The following is a 16,100-nucleotide window of genomic DNA, read 5'->3' as shown; positions in this document are numbered from 1 at the left end:
TATGATGAGAGGTTTTACCGTATGTGGACCTATTATCTTCTTTTATGTGCGGGCAGTTTCAGGTCAAGAAGGAATTTGTTGTGGGAGATTGTGTTTTCGAAAAAAGGGATAAAAGGAGCTTGCCCCTATAGAGAGCAATTTTTTGTCTGATTTATTTTTTTATTGATTGGAAGAAAATAAGGAATTTATTGGTTTGAGTTGCTTCTGTCAGGATTGGATTTTCCCCTTGACAGGACAACGAATTTAATGGATGAATAAATCCTTGGTCAAACGAATTGGAATTTTAGGTTAAGGGGAAAAATGGATATTCAGTCAATTGCATCTCATTGTAAAAAAGCTGCTATCTTCATGTCAGCACTTTCAAGTGACATAAAAGACAATGCGCTGCAAAATATTATCAAAGCGTTAGAAGAAAATATAGATCTCATTATTGAAGCAAATAAAAATGATCTTGGACAAGCTAAAAAAGATGATCTCGACGCACCTTTGATGAAACGTTTGAGATTTGATCGTACCAAAATATCAGAAACCTGTGATGGTATTGAAAGCCTGATAAAATTGGAGGATCCGGTAGGTAAAACACTGAGTGCTATGGAACTGGACAAAGGGCTTACACTTTTTAAGGTGAGCAGACCCATTGGTGTGATCGGGGTTGTTTTTGAATCCCGTCCCGATGCCCTGGTACAGATTGCCGCTCTTTGCCTGAAAAGTGGGAATTCAGTATTGCTGAAAGGTGGGAGCGAGGCATCAGCCACCAATCGAATTCTGGCAACTATCATTTCTAAAGCTGGTGTTGACGCAAAATTGCCTGAAGGATGGCTGGGACTGCTTGAAACACGCAGTGATGTGGATCAGATGTTAAAGCTTGAAACTTCGATTGATCTGATTATTCCAAGGGGCAGTAATGAGTTTGTGCGCTATATTATGGACAATACGGTCATTCCTGTCCTGGGACATGCAGACGGGATTTGTCATCTTTATATCGACCGGTTTGCTGATCCAAAAATGGCAATAGATCTGTCAATAGACAGCAAATGCCAGTATGTGGCGGTTTGCAATGCAACAGAAACCATCCTGGTTCATGAAGCCCTGGCTGGAGAAATACTTCCAGTTTTAAAGTCCAAATTAGAAGAGCAGGGTGTCAAAATTTATGGATGCGAAAACACGGGCGCCATCATTGACGTTGAAGCAGCCACAGAGGTTGACTGGCAAACCGAATACCTTGACTTGGTTGTCTCCATTAAAGTTGTCCCTTCCCTGAAAGAAGCGGTTGCACATATTAACCGATACGGATCAGGCCACACAGATGTGATTGTTACAGGCGATAAGAAAAGAGCCCTTTCTTTTATGGATTATGCAGATACAGCAGATGCTTTTGTAAATTGCAGCAGCAGATTTGCCGATGGATTCAGGTTTGGTCTGGGCGCTGAGGTGGGTATCAGTACCAATAAAATTCATGCAAGAGGGCCGGTTGGTCTCGAAGGTCTTATGATTTATCAATGGCGGTTGATGGGTGACGGGCATATGGTAAAAGAGTATACAGGTAAGACGGCTAAACCATTCACACATAAACCATTAAACAAAGAGTTCAGTTAGAGACAAGCCATGCCAAAACAACGATTGATCAATGCCAAGCGGGTGGTTGTAAAATTGGGCAGTAATGTGATCACTGCAAAGAACAGTTTAAACCTGGAAGTGATTGAATCCATCTCCAGGCAGATCAGTACCCTTATGGATAAAGGGATCGAGGTGATTCTGGTATCCTCGGGGGCCATGGCAGCCGGTTTGCGGAAAATGGAAATGAAAGGCCGTCCGGATGAGATACCCAAACGCCAGGCAATTTCAGCCATTGGTCAGAGCGGAGTGATGAATGCCTATGAGAAAAGTTTTGCCGGGTGTGATAAAAAGGTTGCCCAGATTCTTTTGACCGCTGAAGATTTGAATAACCGAAAACGGTATCTGAATGCAAGAAACACCTTGTATACGCTCATCAACTGGAAAGTCGTGCCCATCATTAATGAGAATGATACCATCATGGTTGAAGAGATAAAACTAGGGGATAATGATAATCTTTCTGCAATGATCACCTTGTTGATGGATGCTGATTTTTTATTCATTTTAACCGATATTGATGGGTTATATAATAAAGATCCAAGGAGATTTTCCAATGCGAGGTTGATTTCAAGAGTTACAAGTTTTAAAAAAGAAATTGAAGAATTTGCAAGTGGAATCCCCGGAACACTGGGCACCGGAGGAATGCTCAGTAAAATTCAGGCCGCCAAGAAAGTAACTTCGGCTGGAATCCCCATGATAGTGGCCCGAGGAGACACATCGAATGTGTTATTGCGGCTTTTTGACGGTGAAGATCAAGGCACATACTTTGTTCCAAGAAAAGAAAAAATGGCCAGCCGGAAATGCTGGATTGCTTATACACTTGCTCCCAAAGGAAGTATTGTTATCGATGATGGGGCTGTCCGTGCAGTCAGGAAAAATGGAAAAAGCTTGCTGCCCATAGGGGTTGTCACAGTAGAAGGAGATTTTGAAGAAGGTGCTGCTGTCTCTTTTAAGACACTTGCCGATGAAATTATCGGAATTGGGCTGGTCAATTACAGATCTTTTGATATCAATTTGATAAAGGGATTAAAAACATTCCAAATAGAAGCGTGTCTTGGTGGTAAACATTATGATGAGATCATTCATCGAAACAATCTTGTGCTTACAGAATAGAGAACATCAATAAACAGGAGTAAAAAAGTGGACATATATTATATTAACGGAGAATTTATTGATGATGAGGATGCCCGGATATCTGCCAAAGATATTATTGTTTTAAGGGGATTCGGGGTGTTTGACTTTCTGGTTACCTACAACAAACGCCCTTTTTATCTTAAAGAGCATGTTAAACGTCTTGAAAATTCAGCAAAGGAAATCGGTCTGAAACTTTTGCATACCACTGAAGAAATATGTAAAATTGTTCAGGAAACTATTGACAGGAACCCCCATCATGATGAATCCAATGTCCGGATAGTTTATACCGGCGGTGTGAGCCCGGACGGGGTGACGCCACAGGGTAACGGGGTTCTCATGGTCATGGTCACCCCCAAACTTCGGTTGCCGGACTGGTGGTATACGGACGGTGCATCCATTATCACCGTTGACATAGAACGATTTATCCCCACCGCCAAAAGCACCAATTATTTATCAGCCGTGTCTGCATTACAAAAAGCCCACAAGACCGGGGCTGTGGAAGCTGTCTATGTTGATCGGAATCAGCGGGTATTGGAGGGCACCACCACCAATATTTTTGGAATCAAAGGCACCACCATCATTACGCCTCCAGACAGCATCCTGCCGGGGATTACAAGAGGTATTATCCTCAAGCTGATTCCGGAAGACCTTAAGCTTGAGATGCGCCATATGGAGCTTGTGGGGCTTCTGGAAATGGATGAAATTTTTATTAGTGCATCGAACAAGGAAATCGTGCCCGTCATCAAGGTCAATGATATAACCATTGCATCGGGCCGGCCAGGAGAAAAAACAAAACAGATCATGGCCTTTTTTAAAGCAGTTACCACTGATTTTGGGATAGGCAAAATTTCTAAAATTTTCTAAATTTAGAAAGATTTCTAAATAAGTTTCGAATTTTTATAAATATTCATATATTTTCAACCAAATAGTCAACGCCAAATATCCTAAGACACTGGTTTTATAAATTAAATTCACAATCCTTTTTTCTGGCATGGTTTCTGCTTGCAATGCTATAAAGTATTTAACAATTAATTATTAGGATTAAATGGCGAAACAACATAAAAAGTCACCTCAGATCATGCTTATTGATAGTGATGAGCATGTTCGGGATTCCTTAAAAATTTTATTTGACAGCAGCCAGACGGATTTTTTAATATTTAAATCAGCGGCTGAAGGCTTAAATTCTCTCAAATATCAGAAAATTGACATGGTGATTTCAGATTATTTTTTGCCGGATATGAATGGTGTTGAATTTTTGAAGCAGGTTGCAAAAAAGAATCCGGACATTGCAAGAATTCTAATGGCAACAATTGTCAATGATGATCTTAAGCTTGAAATACTCAAGGCAGGAATAGATCGCTTCATTGAAAAACCGCTGACCGTAGCATCTTTAGATACAATTATTAATGAATTAAGAGAATGAACAACGAATCTGAAAGATAATGAGCGTTTATCAGAAAAATTCGGAGACAAAAATGGAAGAGAACAAATCTTTTGACTGGAGTACGGATTTAAAGGAAGTGCCTGTCCGGGAGTGGGAAGACCGGTTTACCTGGGTGGAGGAACCCTATGTCAGTCCGGACGGGGAAACCATCGCCAGCATTGTAAATGTCGAGGAAGGCGTGTTCACAGTGTGTGAAAATGGTGAAACCTGGGATAAGGAGTATGACAAGGCCTGGAATTTGAGACCATTGCCGGACGGCAAGTTTGCCGCCTGTGTCAGCAGTGATGAGGAATGGACATTGAGCATCAGCGGCAATGAATGGGAGAACTGGTTTGATTTTATCTGGAATTTACAGGTGAATCAAGACGGTTCAAGCCTGAGTCTGGCAGTCCAGAAAGATATGGAATATGGAATGGCTGTCAATGATAAGCCCTGGGACCAGATGTATGAAAATATCAATGAAATGGTGTTGAGTGATACGGGCAGCTCTGCTGCTGTCGTGCAGGTGACATCAATGGTACAGGCTGACATTGAAGTTTTTAAAAATGGAATTTTTTCCTGTGCAGTTAATGGAAAGGCAATTGATAAAAAGTTTTTGAATATCTGGGATATCAGCTTTGATTCAGCCGGTAAAAATGTTGCCTATGGTGTCCGGCTTGACCGAACTAAATATAGCATTGCCGTCAATGATACTGCCTGGGATAAACAATTTCAATCTGTATGGAAACCTTTGTTTATTTCAGGAGATGAATCAGTCATCGCACCGGTCAAAGAAGGCGGCAAATGGATGCTTTATAAAGACGGCCAGCCCTTCTGGAACAAGAGATACAACCAGATTTGGCACCTTGTGGTTTCCCAAAAGACCGGGAATATTGCCGCGATTGCATCCGACAAGTTTGGAAAATGGACCATTGCTGAAAACGATGTAACCTGGAATATGGCAGCGGATCAGATGATTTCAGATCTTGTGTATTCCAAAGATGGTTCTACCCTGGTTGCCGTTCTGAAAGATAAGGGGTTCTGGACGCTTGCGGTCAATCAAAAAAAATGGAATCTTGGCGCAGACAAGGTGTTTACTCCGTGTGTCAGTTCGGATGGCAACATTGTTTCAGTTGTAATTGAACGGCAGGGACAATACTTTCTGGTTGTAAACAATATAGTGATCCCCAATGGATATGATTTTATGGCAACACCTGTGATCAGTCCCGATAACACGAAAATTTTACAAAAAGCAGTGAAAGATGGTGTGTATCAACGGCTGATTCTGTCAATGGACAAGATTTTATAAAAGGATGTTCAACCAAAGGAGATAAATATGAATGCCTTTATCGATTTTATTATGGGGCCAATGGTTTGGATTGCTTTTCTGATTTTCATACTTGGCCTGATATTTAAACTTGTTATCATTATCAAAGATGTGAATGATAGGGAGTCATATATTTATTCATATTTGACCCTGAAGCACAGCTTAAGATCAATCTTTGCCTGGTTAATCCCATTTTTTCCCCAAAGTACAAAACAAAGCCCGGTCTTTTATTCAATATCCTATATTTTCCATCTGCTCCTCTTTATTGTACCCATTTTCTTGATGTCCCATATTGTTCTAGTGAACGAGGCTTTCCAGGTCTCTTGGGTAGCGCTGGATGACGGCCTGGCCGATATATTAACACTCGTTGTCATCATTGCCCTGGTATTTTTTGCCATCCGCAGATACACGGTTCCGGAAGTAAAGTATCTAACATCCTATAAAGATTATATATTAATCTTAATTATTGCATTACCTTTTATTACAGGCTTTCTGGCATATCATCAGTTTTTTCTCTATAAAGCGATGGTCATAGCCCATGTGATTTCCGGCGAAATCATGCTTATTCTCATTCCGTTCTCAAGGTTCTCACACATGATTGTGGCTCCTCTGACAAGGGCTTATATGGGATCTGAATTCGGAAATGTCAGACATGCAAAAGACTGGTAACAGGCGATAAGGAGATAAAAATGTCAAATGACATGGAAATAAAGGACAAACCTTCTGTTGTGAAAGAAAAAAATACAGATGAGGCAGTTGAAGCAGGATTGGCAAAATTGACACCGGAAAGAATAAAGAACACCATTAACCAGGTGCTTCAAAAGGAGACCGGTCCCAGGTTTAAAGCATATGTTGAAACCTGCATGCACTGCGGACTCTGTGCCGAGGCCTGCTTGTATTTTCTTTCAAATGACCGTGATCCGTCATATTCCCCGGCAGGAAAGGTAAAACAGACCATCTGGGAAATGCTGGATAAAAAGGGGGAAGTATCAATAGAGTTTTTGAGGAGAGCCGTCCATATTGCCCATACAGAATGCAATGTCTGTAAGCGGTGCTCCATGTACTGCCCCTTTGGTATTGATATTGCTTATTTGATGCTGATGGTCAGAAGGATCTGTCACAAGCTTGAGATAACCCCTTTATATATCCAGGATACGGTGAACAGCCATTCTGCCACTATGAACCAGATGTGGGTGAAGGAGGATGAATGGATTGATACCCTTCAATGGCAGGAAGAGGATGCAAGAGAAGAGTTTGAGGATTTGAGAATCCCGCTGGACAAAGAGGGTGCGGATATCATGTATTCGGTCATTGCACCGGAACCCAAGTTCCAGGCAGGTCTCCTGTACCAGGCTGCAACCATTATGCATGCAGCAGGGATTAGCTGGACCATGCCCTCAAGTCCGGGGTGGGATAACAGCAATATGGCCATGTTTACAGGGGATAATGAAATTTCAGGCCGCATTGCAAGAGCATTTTATGAGACAGCGGCAAGGCTTAAAGTGAAAAAGATTGTCATGGGTGAGTGCGGTCATGCTTTCCGGTCAACCTATGATGTGGGAAACCGTTGGATCGGTTGGGCAATGCCGCCTTTTGAGGTAGTCCATGCCCTGGAGTTTTATCATGAACTGCTGACATCGGGCCGGATCACGATTGCCGAAAAATTTAAGAAAACCGTCACGCTTCATGATCCCTGCAACGTTTCCAGAGGAAGGGGATTGCATGACATGGCAAGAGAAGTGACAAACATGTTGTGCGAATCCTTTATTGATATGACCCCGAACCGTGAACATAATTTTTGCTGCGGTGCCGGCGGCGGTGTGATCAATTGCGGCCCTCCCTATAAAGGTGAACGAATGATAAACAATAAGTTCAAGGCAGAACAATTAAAGGCAACCGGTGCAGAAGTCTTGATCGCCCCTTGCCATAACTGCCACAGCGGGCTTGAAGATATTGTCCATCATTATGATCTGAACATGGAAGTAAAGTTTTTAGGAGATATCATTTATGAAACCATGGAAAAGAAAATCTATAAACCGGGAGACTAAGATGAAACAGAAAGTTATTTTTATGGGTTTCATATTGTTTTTATTCACGGCAGTAGTTGCATTTTCCAATACTGAGCTTGAAAGACTTGACAATTCTGTCTTTGAAAAGCCGCATAGGCCGGGTGCCGTATTTGAACATGACGATCATAATGAAATGGCAGAGATAGATGATTGTGCCGTTTGTCATCATGTGTATGAAAATAAAAAATTGGTTGAGGATGAATCCAGCGAAGACAGCTTTTGTTCTGACTGTCATTTTTTAAAGGCAAATCAGGAAAATTTAATTTCTCTGGAGGTCGCATATCATAAACAATGCAGGGACTGTCATTTTGAGGAAAACAAGGGACCGGTACTTTGTGGTGAATGCCATATTAAAGAGTAAGGAGGAACATGATGAGCAAAAAAATTATGATCGTGGATGATGACCCGGCCATAACAAAATACCTGGGAACACTTTTTGCTGATAATGGGTATGAAATCTGTATTGCGGTTGATGGTAAGAAAGCGCTTGATGTGTTTAAGGCTGAAAAGCCAGACTTGATTACACTTGATCTTGAAATGCCTGAAGAATGGGGCCCCAGGTTTTTCAGAAAAGTCAGCAAATCAAAGGGGTTTAATACACCTGTTATCGTTATTAGTGGTTTGTCAAGTCATAAGTATTCAATCCCCAAGGCGGCGGCTGTTTTTAGTAAGCCCTTTGATGCTCAAAAGCTTATAGAAAAAATTTCAGACCTTTTGAGTTAAAGACATCGCGCTATTTGTTCCGATGAGGTCATTATGTTTAAAAAGATATTATTTGCCACAGATGCTTCTCCTGTCTGCGATATAGCTGCAAAGACAGCTTTTGAACTCTCTGAAAAATATGGTTCTGAGCTCATTTTGCTCCACATTGATACGGATTTTTCGCAGGGAACCTGTCCATTTGTTCCAGATACGTCGGCAAAAGAAAAGAAATTTTTAAGGCCTGATTATATAGCGATAGTCAAAGAAGGAATGAAAAAGAGATATGATTCTCTGTCTAAAAAATCAAGAGACCCTGAATATAAGCTTATTGAAGGAAAATCTTCGGAAGAGATTCTTAAATTTTCACTAAAAAACAAAGTGGACTGCATAATTTTGGGTGCCCATGCTCAAAAGGAAGAATCTGTTGGAAAGATCCTGAAAAAAATCGTACAAAAAGCAAATTGCCCGGTATTGAGTATTGCCAGGCCTTGTGAAACATGTTTCTGGTATTTTAATCAGATTGTTTTTGGAACAGATTTTTCCAAAGCTTCCATGTCCGCTTTTCAATTCGCCTATAAATTGGCCGATTATATCGGGTGTAAACTGCATATTTTTCATGCGCTGGATATTGAATCATCCAAGCCTTCTGCCAGCCCCGGCCAAAAACAGATTGAAGATCAAATAAAAAAAGCAAGGGCGAAGATAAAGGAGTTGTATGTTTCTCAAATGGAGAATTTTGATAATTATGATATTGCTGTCTGGGAGGGAGTCCCCTATATTGAATTATTAAAATTTACAAGGAAAACAAGCGGTGATCTTATTGTGATAGCCCCTCACACAAAAGATAGTGATCCTGAAAAGGCATTTTTGGGGCATACAATTGAGCAGGTGGTTTTTCGATCGGCATGTCCTGTGCTAAGTGTGAACCAGCAGGTTTAAAAAATATGTTTATTCAGCAGTTTAGATATTCAACCGATAATTTGGGCTATCTGGTATATTCGACAAGTGAAGGTATCGCCATTGATGCAGGAGGGGTAGAAGCCATAGTGGCTTTTGCTGAAAAGAATAATATCCATATCAAGCATGTCACCAATACCCATTCCCATTATGATCATACCTCTGGCAACGAGGATTTGCTCAAAAAAACAACAGCTCAATTCATTGACTGCAGACAGATCAAATCAGATCAAACCATATACCTGGATCATGAAATTCTGGAAGTGTTTCACACCCCTGGTCACACGGAAGATTCGGTGACGTTCAGGGCGGATGATTTTTTAGTAACTGGTGATACCTTGTTTAACGGGACCATAGGCAATTGTTTTTCTGGTGATCTTAATGCTTTTTTTCAATCCTTGAAACGGCTGATTTCTTTGCCGAAAGATACCAAAGTTTATGGCGGACATGATTATGTGATTGAATCCATGAAAATGGCAAAAATCATTGAAAAAGAGAACCCGCACATTGAGGGGTATATTAAAAAATATAATCCCGGGTTAATTGTGACAACTTTGGACGATGAATTACGGGCTAATCCCTATGTAAGATTTAATGCCCAAAGTATGATACATAATTTACAGAAAAGGAAGATGCTGACAAATACAGAGTTTGCCAGATTTAAATCAATAATGGAAATATATTGATTTAAAGTTTTACATAGATTGTTGCCCTTGATCATTCATTGTTTCGGTCTTATCATTAGGGCCAACATTTTTTTTTGAGAGTCCTGTGGGTTTGCAGGATGTGCCGGATATTTTTTTATTCATTATTGGAGACAGCATTAATGCTTGGTAAAAATATTAAATTTGTTGGTGATTCTAATCAGGATGCATGTTTTGCTCTGGGAAGACAGCTAACTATTGAGTATTATGAATGCGGGAGGAAAGCCCTGTTAGACAAGGACTGGGTTGAAAAAGCGTTGTTGAAAGCTGCAAAAGAGAGTGGCGCAAAGATTATCAGCTCTTCATTTCATAAATTTGAACCCCAGGGAATCAGCGGTGTTGTTGTTATAGCAGAGTCACATTTTACAGTCCACGCATGGCCTGAACATGACTATGCTGCCGTCGATATATTTACTTGCGGAGACAAGATAGACCTGGAAATTGCCATCAATTCCATGAAAGATTCTTTTGAATCTGAAAATGTTGTCATCTCTTCCGATCAAAATAGGGGAATTATTTCCAAACCGTTTGAGCAAAAAAAAGTTGGCCAGATTATTAAAAATTCAAAGATCTATCCGATCTCCTGGAAAAAAGAATATAAAGAAAAAAATCCATGGGGGGTTTTAACCTCTGTTGATATTTATAAAAGTGATCCGAAAATTATCAGGGATGCAAAAAGCATCGAACGATTTGTATGCCAATTGTGTGATTTGATCGGTATGAAGCGGTTTGGGGAATGCCAGATAGTCCATTTTGGAGAAGATGAAAAAGTTGAAGGGTTCAGCATGATGCAGTTCATTGAAACCTCCTTGATTTCAGGCCATTTTGCCAATGCCTCAAATTCAATATACCTGGATATATTCAGTTGCAAATTTTATGAACCCCGTGAGGTTGCAGAATTTGCTATGTCGTTTTTCAAGGGCGATCATTATAAAATGCAGATTGCTTTGAGACAATAAAGTATAGATGGAAAATTATAGTAAAATAAATGATGGCTGGTTTTCGGAAATTTGTCCCATGTGGCCCGGGATATCCTTATCCCTTGAGATAGAAGAGGTCCTTTACAGCAAAAAAAGTAAATTTCAGCAGATCGACATGTATCAGACCAAAAATCATGGGAAAATGCTTGTTCTGGATGGAATTATTCAGTTGACCCAATCAGATGAATTTGTATATCAGGAGATGCTTGCCCATGTCCCCTTATTTGCACACCCCAATCCTGAAAATATTCTGGTTATCGGGGGGGGTGATGGGGGTATATTAAGGGAGGTTGGTCGCCACGACTGTGTAAAGAATATTGATTTTTGTGAAGTTGATGAAGATGTTATCAAGGTATCAAAAGAATTCCTGCCCGATCTTGCCTGCGGATTTAATGATCCCAGGCTCAAGGTTTATATAGCAGATGGCAATGCCTGGGTTCAGGAACAAAAAAATAAATATGATGTGATTATTGTGGATTCATCCGATCCCATCGGCCCGGGTGAAGTTTTGTTTGAACGACCGTTTTACGAAGGATTAAAAGCGGCCCTCCGAAAAAACGGTATTATTGCTACCCAGGGTGAATCTTTTTTCCTCCATAAGGAGTGTGTTACCAATCTTGTGAAGATCACAAAAGATCTGTTTCAGGTTCAGGCATATTCATATTTTTTGGTGCCCACGTATCCGGGTGGTCATCTCGGTATTTGCCTGGGATCTCTGGGGCCGGAACTAAAAAAGCCGTGTCGAGCTATTTCTGAAAATTTTCAAAAAAAATTAAAATATTATTGCCCCGAAATACATGAAGCCTCTTTTGTTTTGCCTTATTTTGCCCAGAAGATGTTTAAATTCATAAAATCGAAAAAAGTGTTTAAAAATGTCGGATGATCCTTCAACACAACTTATCATAAAAACGATTAAATCCGTTTCAATGAACGATTTGATCCTTCTCTACAAGGAAGCTGGATGGTGGGAGTCTTCTTACGACAGCCAGCCTGAATTCTTAAATCATATTGTGAAAAATTCAGCTCTTTTCGTGGGGGCTTTTTTGGGAAAAAAGCTTATCGGGATGGGTCGGGCCCTTTCCGATCTTGCAAGTGATGCTTATATTCAGGATGTTACGGTGTTAAAGGAATTCAGGGGTAAAGGGATCGGTAAAAAAATTATTCAAACGTTAATAGAAAAATTAAAGGAAAGCAATGTTGACTGGATCGGCCTTATCGCCCAGCCGGGAACATCTTCTTTTTATAAAGAACTTGGATTTGAACACCTTAAAGGTCATGTTCCGTTAAGATATAAGGATTGATAAAATGGTTGCGGTAGGAGCGGTTTTACAAGAACCGCAAAAAATAAAATTTTCAAAATTTAATCGATTTGCATTAAAAGACCAGGAACTCATTCAAACATATATTGATACGTTCAAGCCCTTTTCCTGTGAGTATAATTTTTCAAATCTTTATGCCTGGCAGGATGCTTACAAACTGTCATGGACCCTGTACCAGGAACGGCTTTTGATTTATGATGCGATTTCTCAATGTGCATTTATGCCTTTGGGCGAAGACCTTTGTCCTGAAGAACTTGTCATTTTATCATTAAACTTGAAAAATGTGGGCCTTACGCCCGGATTCAGTCTTTTAACATCAGATTATTTAAAAAAATTTCCTGAAATTGGAAATTATTATATCGTCAAAGAAGAACGTGATCATTCAGAATACATTTATGATGTTGACAGTCTGTGTGAACTTACCGGGATAAAACTCCACAAAAAAAGGAACCTGATCTCTCAGTTCAAACGAGACAATCCTGATTTTGAAGTACACTTGTTAAAGGGTGAGTACAGGCAAAAAGCCCTGGAGTTAGCACAGGTTCAACTGAACAGGCGCGAAAGACGATCCAGAACACTCGATCGGGAGTCCCGGGCCATAGAGATATCATTTGATCATTTTGAGGAATTGAGGCTGGAGGGACTTGTCATAACAGTGGGGAACAAGGTGGTTTCTTTTTCTGTTTTCAGTGAGTTGAACCACTCAACTTATGATATCCAGTTTGAGAAATCTGATATGGATTTTAAGGGGGCGGCTCAGGTGATCAACCATGAGACAGCCAAATATCTTAAATATAAATGTCAATATCTGAACCGGGAGCAGGACCTTGGAGTTAAAGGCCTTCGCCAGGCTAAAATGTCATATGATCCTGTGGAATTGATCACCCCGTACAGCCTTACTTTTACCCCGATGAATTAATTTGAAAAGGAGAACCATGTTACAAACCAGTGTTACACGACTACTTGGCATAAAATACCCCATCATCGGCGGCGCTATGATGTCTATTTCAAAGGCTGATTTTGTCGCAGCCATATCCAATGCCGGCGGGCTTGGTATCCTGGCATCGGCCATTTACCAGACAAAAGAGGAATTTGCCCGGGCCATTGACAGGGTCAAGCAACTGACGGACAAGCCGTTTGCAGTGAACCTCAATCTTTTTCCTTCCATGCGGCCTATTGATAACAATGACTATTTGGATGTTCTGATTGAAAAAGGGGTTAAGATTGTTGAGACCTCCGGGCATTCCGCACCCGATGAGTTATGCAGACGGTTCAAGGATGCAGGCATGATCTGGATTCATAAATGTGTGGGCATCCGGTATGCCAGAAAAGTGGAAAAAATGGGAGCAGATATTGTTACTGTGGTGGGATATGAAAATGGAGGTGCCACAGGCAAGCTGGATATCGGAACACTGGTTTTGGTCCCAAGTGTTGTAGATGCGGTCAAGCTTCCGGTGATCGGCGGCGGTGGCATATCAGATGGCAGAGGAATTGTCGCTGTCTTATCCCTTGGTGCAGGCGCTGTGATAATAGGGACCCGTCTCTTGTTGACCAAAGAATGCCCCATTCATGACAATTTAAAACAGGCCCTGTTTGACGCATCTGAGTTGGATACCATGCTTATCATGCGATCTATCGGGGCGACCCACAGGGTCTGGAACAATGCTGCCGCTCAAAAATGTTTTGAAATTGAACAAAATAATGGCAGCTTTGATGAAGTGCTTTCCATAGTGACAGGCGACAAGGCAAGATTGATGTTCAATGAGGGGAAAACGGATGTGGGGGTGATTTCCTGCGGCCAGGGCATTGGCCTGATCCATGATATTCCCAGTGTAAAAGATCTGTTTGATACCCTGATGAAGAATGCAGAACAACAATTGTCAGGGTTGCTGAACCGATGACAATGGAAAATAGAGTATGAACAAAATTAACCTTTTGTGAATTTTTATGAAATCCTCCACAAATAGTTATGATAAGTTAACTCTGTTCCTGAACCCACTTTATTCCAGGTTTTTTTCTTGATGCTGTATTGGCGTGTTTATATGCTGGATACCCCATAATAATGCAGGCATAAATCATACGGCCTTTAGGCAGTTTAACAAGATTTCGGAGTTTTTTATTGTACTTTAACGACAGGTTTAAAAAACCGATATAGCAGGTTCCAAGCCCTAATGAATATGCATAATTCATTATATTGCCTGCTGAAATATTGCAGTTTTCATTAGAGAATACAGCTCCTTTCGGGGCATGGACAAGAAGTAAAGCAGGTGCATTATGAAGGATAAAGTCTCTGCCTTTTTTTGTTTCGTCAATATAATACTGCATTGGGTCTATATATCTTGTGATGGTATCTGATATCGGGAACAGTTTTATTGTTTTATATATGAGGTTGCCGGGGAATTTTTTTGTAAGGTAAAAGATTTTTGTGCTGAAGACAAAAATCGCTTTTGAAATTTTACGTAAAATTTTTTTATCGGAGATAACCAGATACCCAACATTTTGAGAATTGCTTGCAGTGGGCGCATGGTTGACAAGACGGATTATTTTTTCAATTAATTCATTTGGAACATTTTTGTCTTTATACCGTCTTATACTTCTTCTTCCCCTGGCTATGGTTTCATAAATTTCTGGATTAATAAGATTGACGTCTGTTTTTTTTATTTGCATGTGATCAAGACCGTCATGCTCGATAGCCCCCTGAGGGCATACGGCAAGGCAATGACTACAGCGGTTGCAATCATCAGGTGCAACTATTTCAGGAATACCGTCTATGTCTCTCCACACGGCAGAAACGCAGTCTTTTGCACATAACATGCAGTTTGTACAGTTCTCTTGGATTCGTCGTATTTTCATTATTCTGACTGTTAAAAAAGATTTACTCTGTGAATTGACGGGCTATTTTCAATAGCTTCTTTAGTTTTTCTTGTTTCATATCTGCTTCCAAGTCAACCCCGATAATTCCCTCATTGCCTTATAATCTGTGATATCGCATTGAATTGGCGTTATGGAAATATAGTTTTGCGATAATGCATTGACATCTGTATCTGGCTCACCATCCACCTGGTTTATGCTGTCATACCAGTAATAAGACCTGTCCTTTGGATCAATCCGTTTTTCAAATTGTTTTGAAAGGTTATTGGAAGCCTGCCGGGTAATTTTGACGCCACGAACGTCATCCAATGAAATATCCGGCGCATTGATGTTTAAAAATGTGCCGGCCGGAAGTCCATAATCACATACTTTGTCCACCAAGTCACCTATGAATCGGGACATACCCTGAAAATCTACTGTCTTTCCTCGTTTTACCGAAACGGCCATACTTGATAAACCATTTAATGCTGCTTCCCTGGCAGCTCCCACGGTACCCGAATAGTTGATATTGACTCCAGTGTTACTGCCCGGATTAATCCCTGAAATAACCAGATCTGGTGGTGTGGTGCAAAGTTTAAACAGGCCCAGTTTAACACAGTCTGCCGGAGTTCCTGTAACCGCATATCCCTCACCGCCACCATTTAAGTTTATTTTGTCAATCCTTATGGGTTCATTAAGGGTAATACCGTGCCCCACGGCACTTTTCTCTCTATCGGGTGCTGCCAGAATAATTTCATGATACGATCGAAGTGTTTCGTACAATATTTGAATTCCCGGAGCACGGTATCCATCATCGTTTGTAAGAAGGATTTTCATTTAGTAAGAATTTTCCAAATTTTTTTTAAGCCTTTAAAATTTAATGGGATATTTACTTTTATTGCGGTAGATTGTCAAGAACTATGCAATACAGGTAAGTCACATAAAACAATTCTCTTTTAAATATTAAGTTGACATTAAAATTTTTTCAAGATACTTTTTGCCTTGATTCAATTTGTTTTTA

Annotated in this window: 18 protein-coding genes; 16 read left to right on the top strand and 2 right to left on the bottom strand. The window is 40.5% G+C overall.

All coding sequences use genetic code 11. The features are described 5' to 3' along the window. Positions 1–258: 258 nt before the first annotated feature. From HGJ91_RS03330 to HGJ91_RS03255, 16 genes are all read left to right on the top strand, one after another. Positions 259–1,596 carry a glutamate-5-semialdehyde dehydrogenase gene (locus HGJ91_RS03330; protein WP_291346278.1) on the top strand — a complete coding sequence of 446 codons (1,338 nt, stop codon included), beginning with the start codon at positions 259–261 and terminating at the stop codon, positions 1,594–1,596. 9 nt (positions 1,597–1,605) lie between these two features. Next, a complete protein-coding gene (gene proB / locus HGJ91_RS03325; protein ID WP_291346277.1) occupies positions 1,606–2,727 on the top strand; it encodes a glutamate 5-kinase in 1,122 nt (373 codons plus the stop codon). A gap of 27 nt (positions 2,728–2,754) precedes the next feature. Further along, positions 2,755–3,612: an aminotransferase class IV gene (locus HGJ91_RS03320; RefSeq protein WP_291346276.1), complete on the top strand. Its 858-nt coding sequence runs from the start codon at positions 2,755–2,757 to the stop codon at positions 3,610–3,612. Between the two features lie 181 nt (positions 3,613–3,793). Further along, positions 3,794–4,171 (top strand): response regulator, encoded by a 378-nt coding sequence (locus HGJ91_RS03315; RefSeq protein WP_291346275.1) that lies wholly within the window; start codon positions 3,794–3,796, stop codon positions 4,169–4,171. A gap of 52 nt (positions 4,172–4,223) precedes the next feature. Then, complete coding sequence (gene tmcD, locus HGJ91_RS03310) at positions 4,224–5,480, top strand: electron transfer complex subunit TmcD (protein ID WP_291346274.1); 1,257 nt, start codon at positions 4,224–4,226, stop codon at positions 5,478–5,480. 27 nt (positions 5,481–5,507) lie between these two features. Continuing rightward, a complete protein-coding gene (gene tmcC, locus HGJ91_RS03305) occupies positions 5,508–6,167 on the top strand; it encodes a TmcC family electron transfer complex membrane anchor subunit (protein WP_291346273.1) in 660 nt (219 codons plus the stop codon). A 20-nt stretch (positions 6,168–6,187) separates the two neighbouring features. After that, positions 6,188–7,546, top strand: a complete 1,359-nt coding sequence (gene tmcB, locus HGJ91_RS03300; protein ID WP_291346272.1) for an electron transfer complex ferredoxin TmcB — start codon at positions 6,188–6,190, stop codon at positions 7,544–7,546. Between the two features lies 1 nt (position 7,547). After that, positions 7,548–7,928, top strand: a complete 381-nt coding sequence (gene tmcA, locus HGJ91_RS03295; RefSeq protein WP_291346271.1) for an acidic tetraheme cytochrome c3 TmcA — start codon at positions 7,548–7,550, stop codon at positions 7,926–7,928. 11 nt (positions 7,929–7,939) lie between these two features. Further along, complete coding sequence (gene divK / locus HGJ91_RS03290; RefSeq protein WP_291346270.1) at positions 7,940–8,290, top strand: DVU0259 family response regulator domain-containing protein; 351 nt, start codon at positions 7,940–7,942, stop codon at positions 8,288–8,290. 33 nt (positions 8,291–8,323) lie between these two features. Continuing rightward, on the top strand, positions 8,324–9,208 hold the full coding sequence (locus HGJ91_RS03285; RefSeq protein ID WP_291346269.1) for a universal stress protein: 885 nt from the start codon (positions 8,324–8,326) through the stop codon (positions 9,206–9,208). A gap of 5 nt (positions 9,209–9,213) precedes the next feature. Beyond that, positions 9,214–9,912, top strand: a complete 699-nt coding sequence (locus HGJ91_RS03280) for a hydroxyacylglutathione hydrolase family protein (protein WP_291346268.1) — start codon at positions 9,214–9,216, stop codon at positions 9,910–9,912. Between the two features lie 140 nt (positions 9,913–10,052). Then, positions 10,053–10,889 (top strand): adenosylmethionine decarboxylase, encoded by an 837-nt coding sequence (speD, locus tag HGJ91_RS03275; RefSeq protein ID WP_291346267.1) that lies wholly within the window; start codon positions 10,053–10,055, stop codon positions 10,887–10,889. 7 nt (positions 10,890–10,896) lie between these two features. Beyond that, positions 10,897–11,793, top strand: a complete 897-nt coding sequence (speE, locus tag HGJ91_RS03270) for a spermidine synthase (RefSeq protein WP_291346266.1) — start codon at positions 10,897–10,899, stop codon at positions 11,791–11,793. Then, positions 11,783–12,211 (top strand): GNAT family N-acetyltransferase, encoded by a 429-nt coding sequence (locus HGJ91_RS03265; RefSeq protein ID WP_291346265.1) that lies wholly within the window; start codon positions 11,783–11,785, stop codon positions 12,209–12,211. Before speE ends, HGJ91_RS03265 begins: the two co-directional genes overlap by 11 nt. Before the next feature lie 4 nt (positions 12,212–12,215). After that, the gene (locus HGJ91_RS03260; protein WP_291346264.1) at positions 12,216–13,148 is read left to right on the top strand and encodes a phosphatidylglycerol lysyltransferase domain-containing protein; all 933 of its coding nucleotides are present in this window, start codon (positions 12,216–12,218) and stop codon (positions 13,146–13,148) included. A gap of 16 nt (positions 13,149–13,164) precedes the next feature. Next, positions 13,165–14,130 carry a nitronate monooxygenase gene (locus HGJ91_RS03255; RefSeq protein WP_291346263.1) on the top strand — a complete coding sequence of 322 codons (966 nt, stop codon included), beginning with the start codon at positions 13,165–13,167 and terminating at the stop codon, positions 14,128–14,130. A 76-nt stretch (positions 14,131–14,206) separates the two neighbouring features. Here the strand turns inward: HGJ91_RS03255 and HGJ91_RS03250 are convergent, their stop codons facing one another. Together HGJ91_RS03250 and surE are read right to left on the bottom strand one after the other, a co-directional pair. Further along, the gene (locus HGJ91_RS03250; protein ID WP_291346262.1) at positions 14,207–15,082 is read right to left on the bottom strand and encodes a nitroreductase family protein; all 876 of its coding nucleotides are present in this window, start codon (positions 15,080–15,082) and stop codon (positions 14,207–14,209) included. Between the two features lie 75 nt (positions 15,083–15,157). Continuing rightward, positions 15,158–15,916 (bottom strand): 5'/3'-nucleotidase SurE, encoded by a 759-nt coding sequence (gene surE, locus HGJ91_RS03245; RefSeq protein ID WP_291346261.1) that lies wholly within the window; start codon positions 15,914–15,916, stop codon positions 15,158–15,160. Between the last annotated feature and the right edge of the window lie 184 nt (positions 15,917–16,100).

Origin of the sequence: Desulfobacula sp. (assembly GCF_014237455.1) — a bacterium.
Classification (GTDB): Bacteria; Desulfobacterota; Desulfobacteria; order Desulfobacterales; family Desulfobacteraceae; genus Desulfobacula.
The sequence above is the reverse complement of the archived record's forward strand: the minus strand, read 5'-3'. Positions and strand labels throughout refer to the sequence as shown.

Excerpts from the sequence above, each read along its gene's own strand:
- tmcA (WP_291346271.1), top strand. The coding sequence starts at position 7,548 with ATGAAACAGAAAGTTATTTTTATGGGTTTCATATTGTTTTTATTCACG.
- tmcB (WP_291346272.1), top strand. The coding sequence starts at position 6,188 with ATGTCAAATGACATGGAAATAAAGGACAAACCTTCTGTTGTGAAAGAA.
- HGJ91_RS03260 (WP_291346264.1), top strand. The coding sequence starts at position 12,216 with ATGGTTGCGGTAGGAGCGGTTTTACAAGAACCGCAAAAAATAAAATTT.
- HGJ91_RS03315 (WP_291346275.1), top strand. The coding sequence starts at position 3,794 with ATGGCGAAACAACATAAAAAGTCACCTCAGATCATGCTTATTGATAGT.
- HGJ91_RS03255 (WP_291346263.1), top strand. The coding sequence starts at position 13,165 with ATGTTACAAACCAGTGTTACACGACTACTTGGCATAAAATACCCCATC.
- proB (WP_291346277.1), top strand. The coding sequence starts at position 1,606 with ATGCCAAAACAACGATTGATCAATGCCAAGCGGGTGGTTGTAAAATTG.
- divK (WP_291346270.1), top strand. The coding sequence starts at position 7,940 with ATGAGCAAAAAAATTATGATCGTGGATGATGACCCGGCCATAACAAAA.
- tmcD (WP_291346274.1), top strand. The coding sequence starts at position 4,224 with ATGGAAGAGAACAAATCTTTTGACTGGAGTACGGATTTAAAGGAAGTG.
- HGJ91_RS03250 (WP_291346262.1), bottom strand. The coding sequence starts at position 15,082 with ATGAAAATACGACGAATCCAAGAGAACTGTACAAACTGCATGTTATGT.
- HGJ91_RS03280 (WP_291346268.1), top strand. The coding sequence starts at position 9,214 with ATGTTTATTCAGCAGTTTAGATATTCAACCGATAATTTGGGCTATCTG.
- tmcC (WP_291346273.1), top strand. The coding sequence starts at position 5,508 with ATGAATGCCTTTATCGATTTTATTATGGGGCCAATGGTTTGGATTGCT.
- HGJ91_RS03285 (WP_291346269.1), top strand. The coding sequence starts at position 8,324 with ATGTTTAAAAAGATATTATTTGCCACAGATGCTTCTCCTGTCTGCGAT.
- surE (WP_291346261.1), bottom strand. The coding sequence starts at position 15,916 with ATGAAAATCCTTCTTACAAACGATGATGGATACCGTGCTCCGGGAATT.
- HGJ91_RS03265 (WP_291346265.1), top strand. The coding sequence starts at position 11,783 with ATGTCGGATGATCCTTCAACACAACTTATCATAAAAACGATTAAATCC.
- speD (WP_291346267.1), top strand. The coding sequence starts at position 10,053 with ATGCTTGGTAAAAATATTAAATTTGTTGGTGATTCTAATCAGGATGCA.
- speE (WP_291346266.1), top strand. The coding sequence starts at position 10,897 with ATGGAAAATTATAGTAAAATAAATGATGGCTGGTTTTCGGAAATTTGT.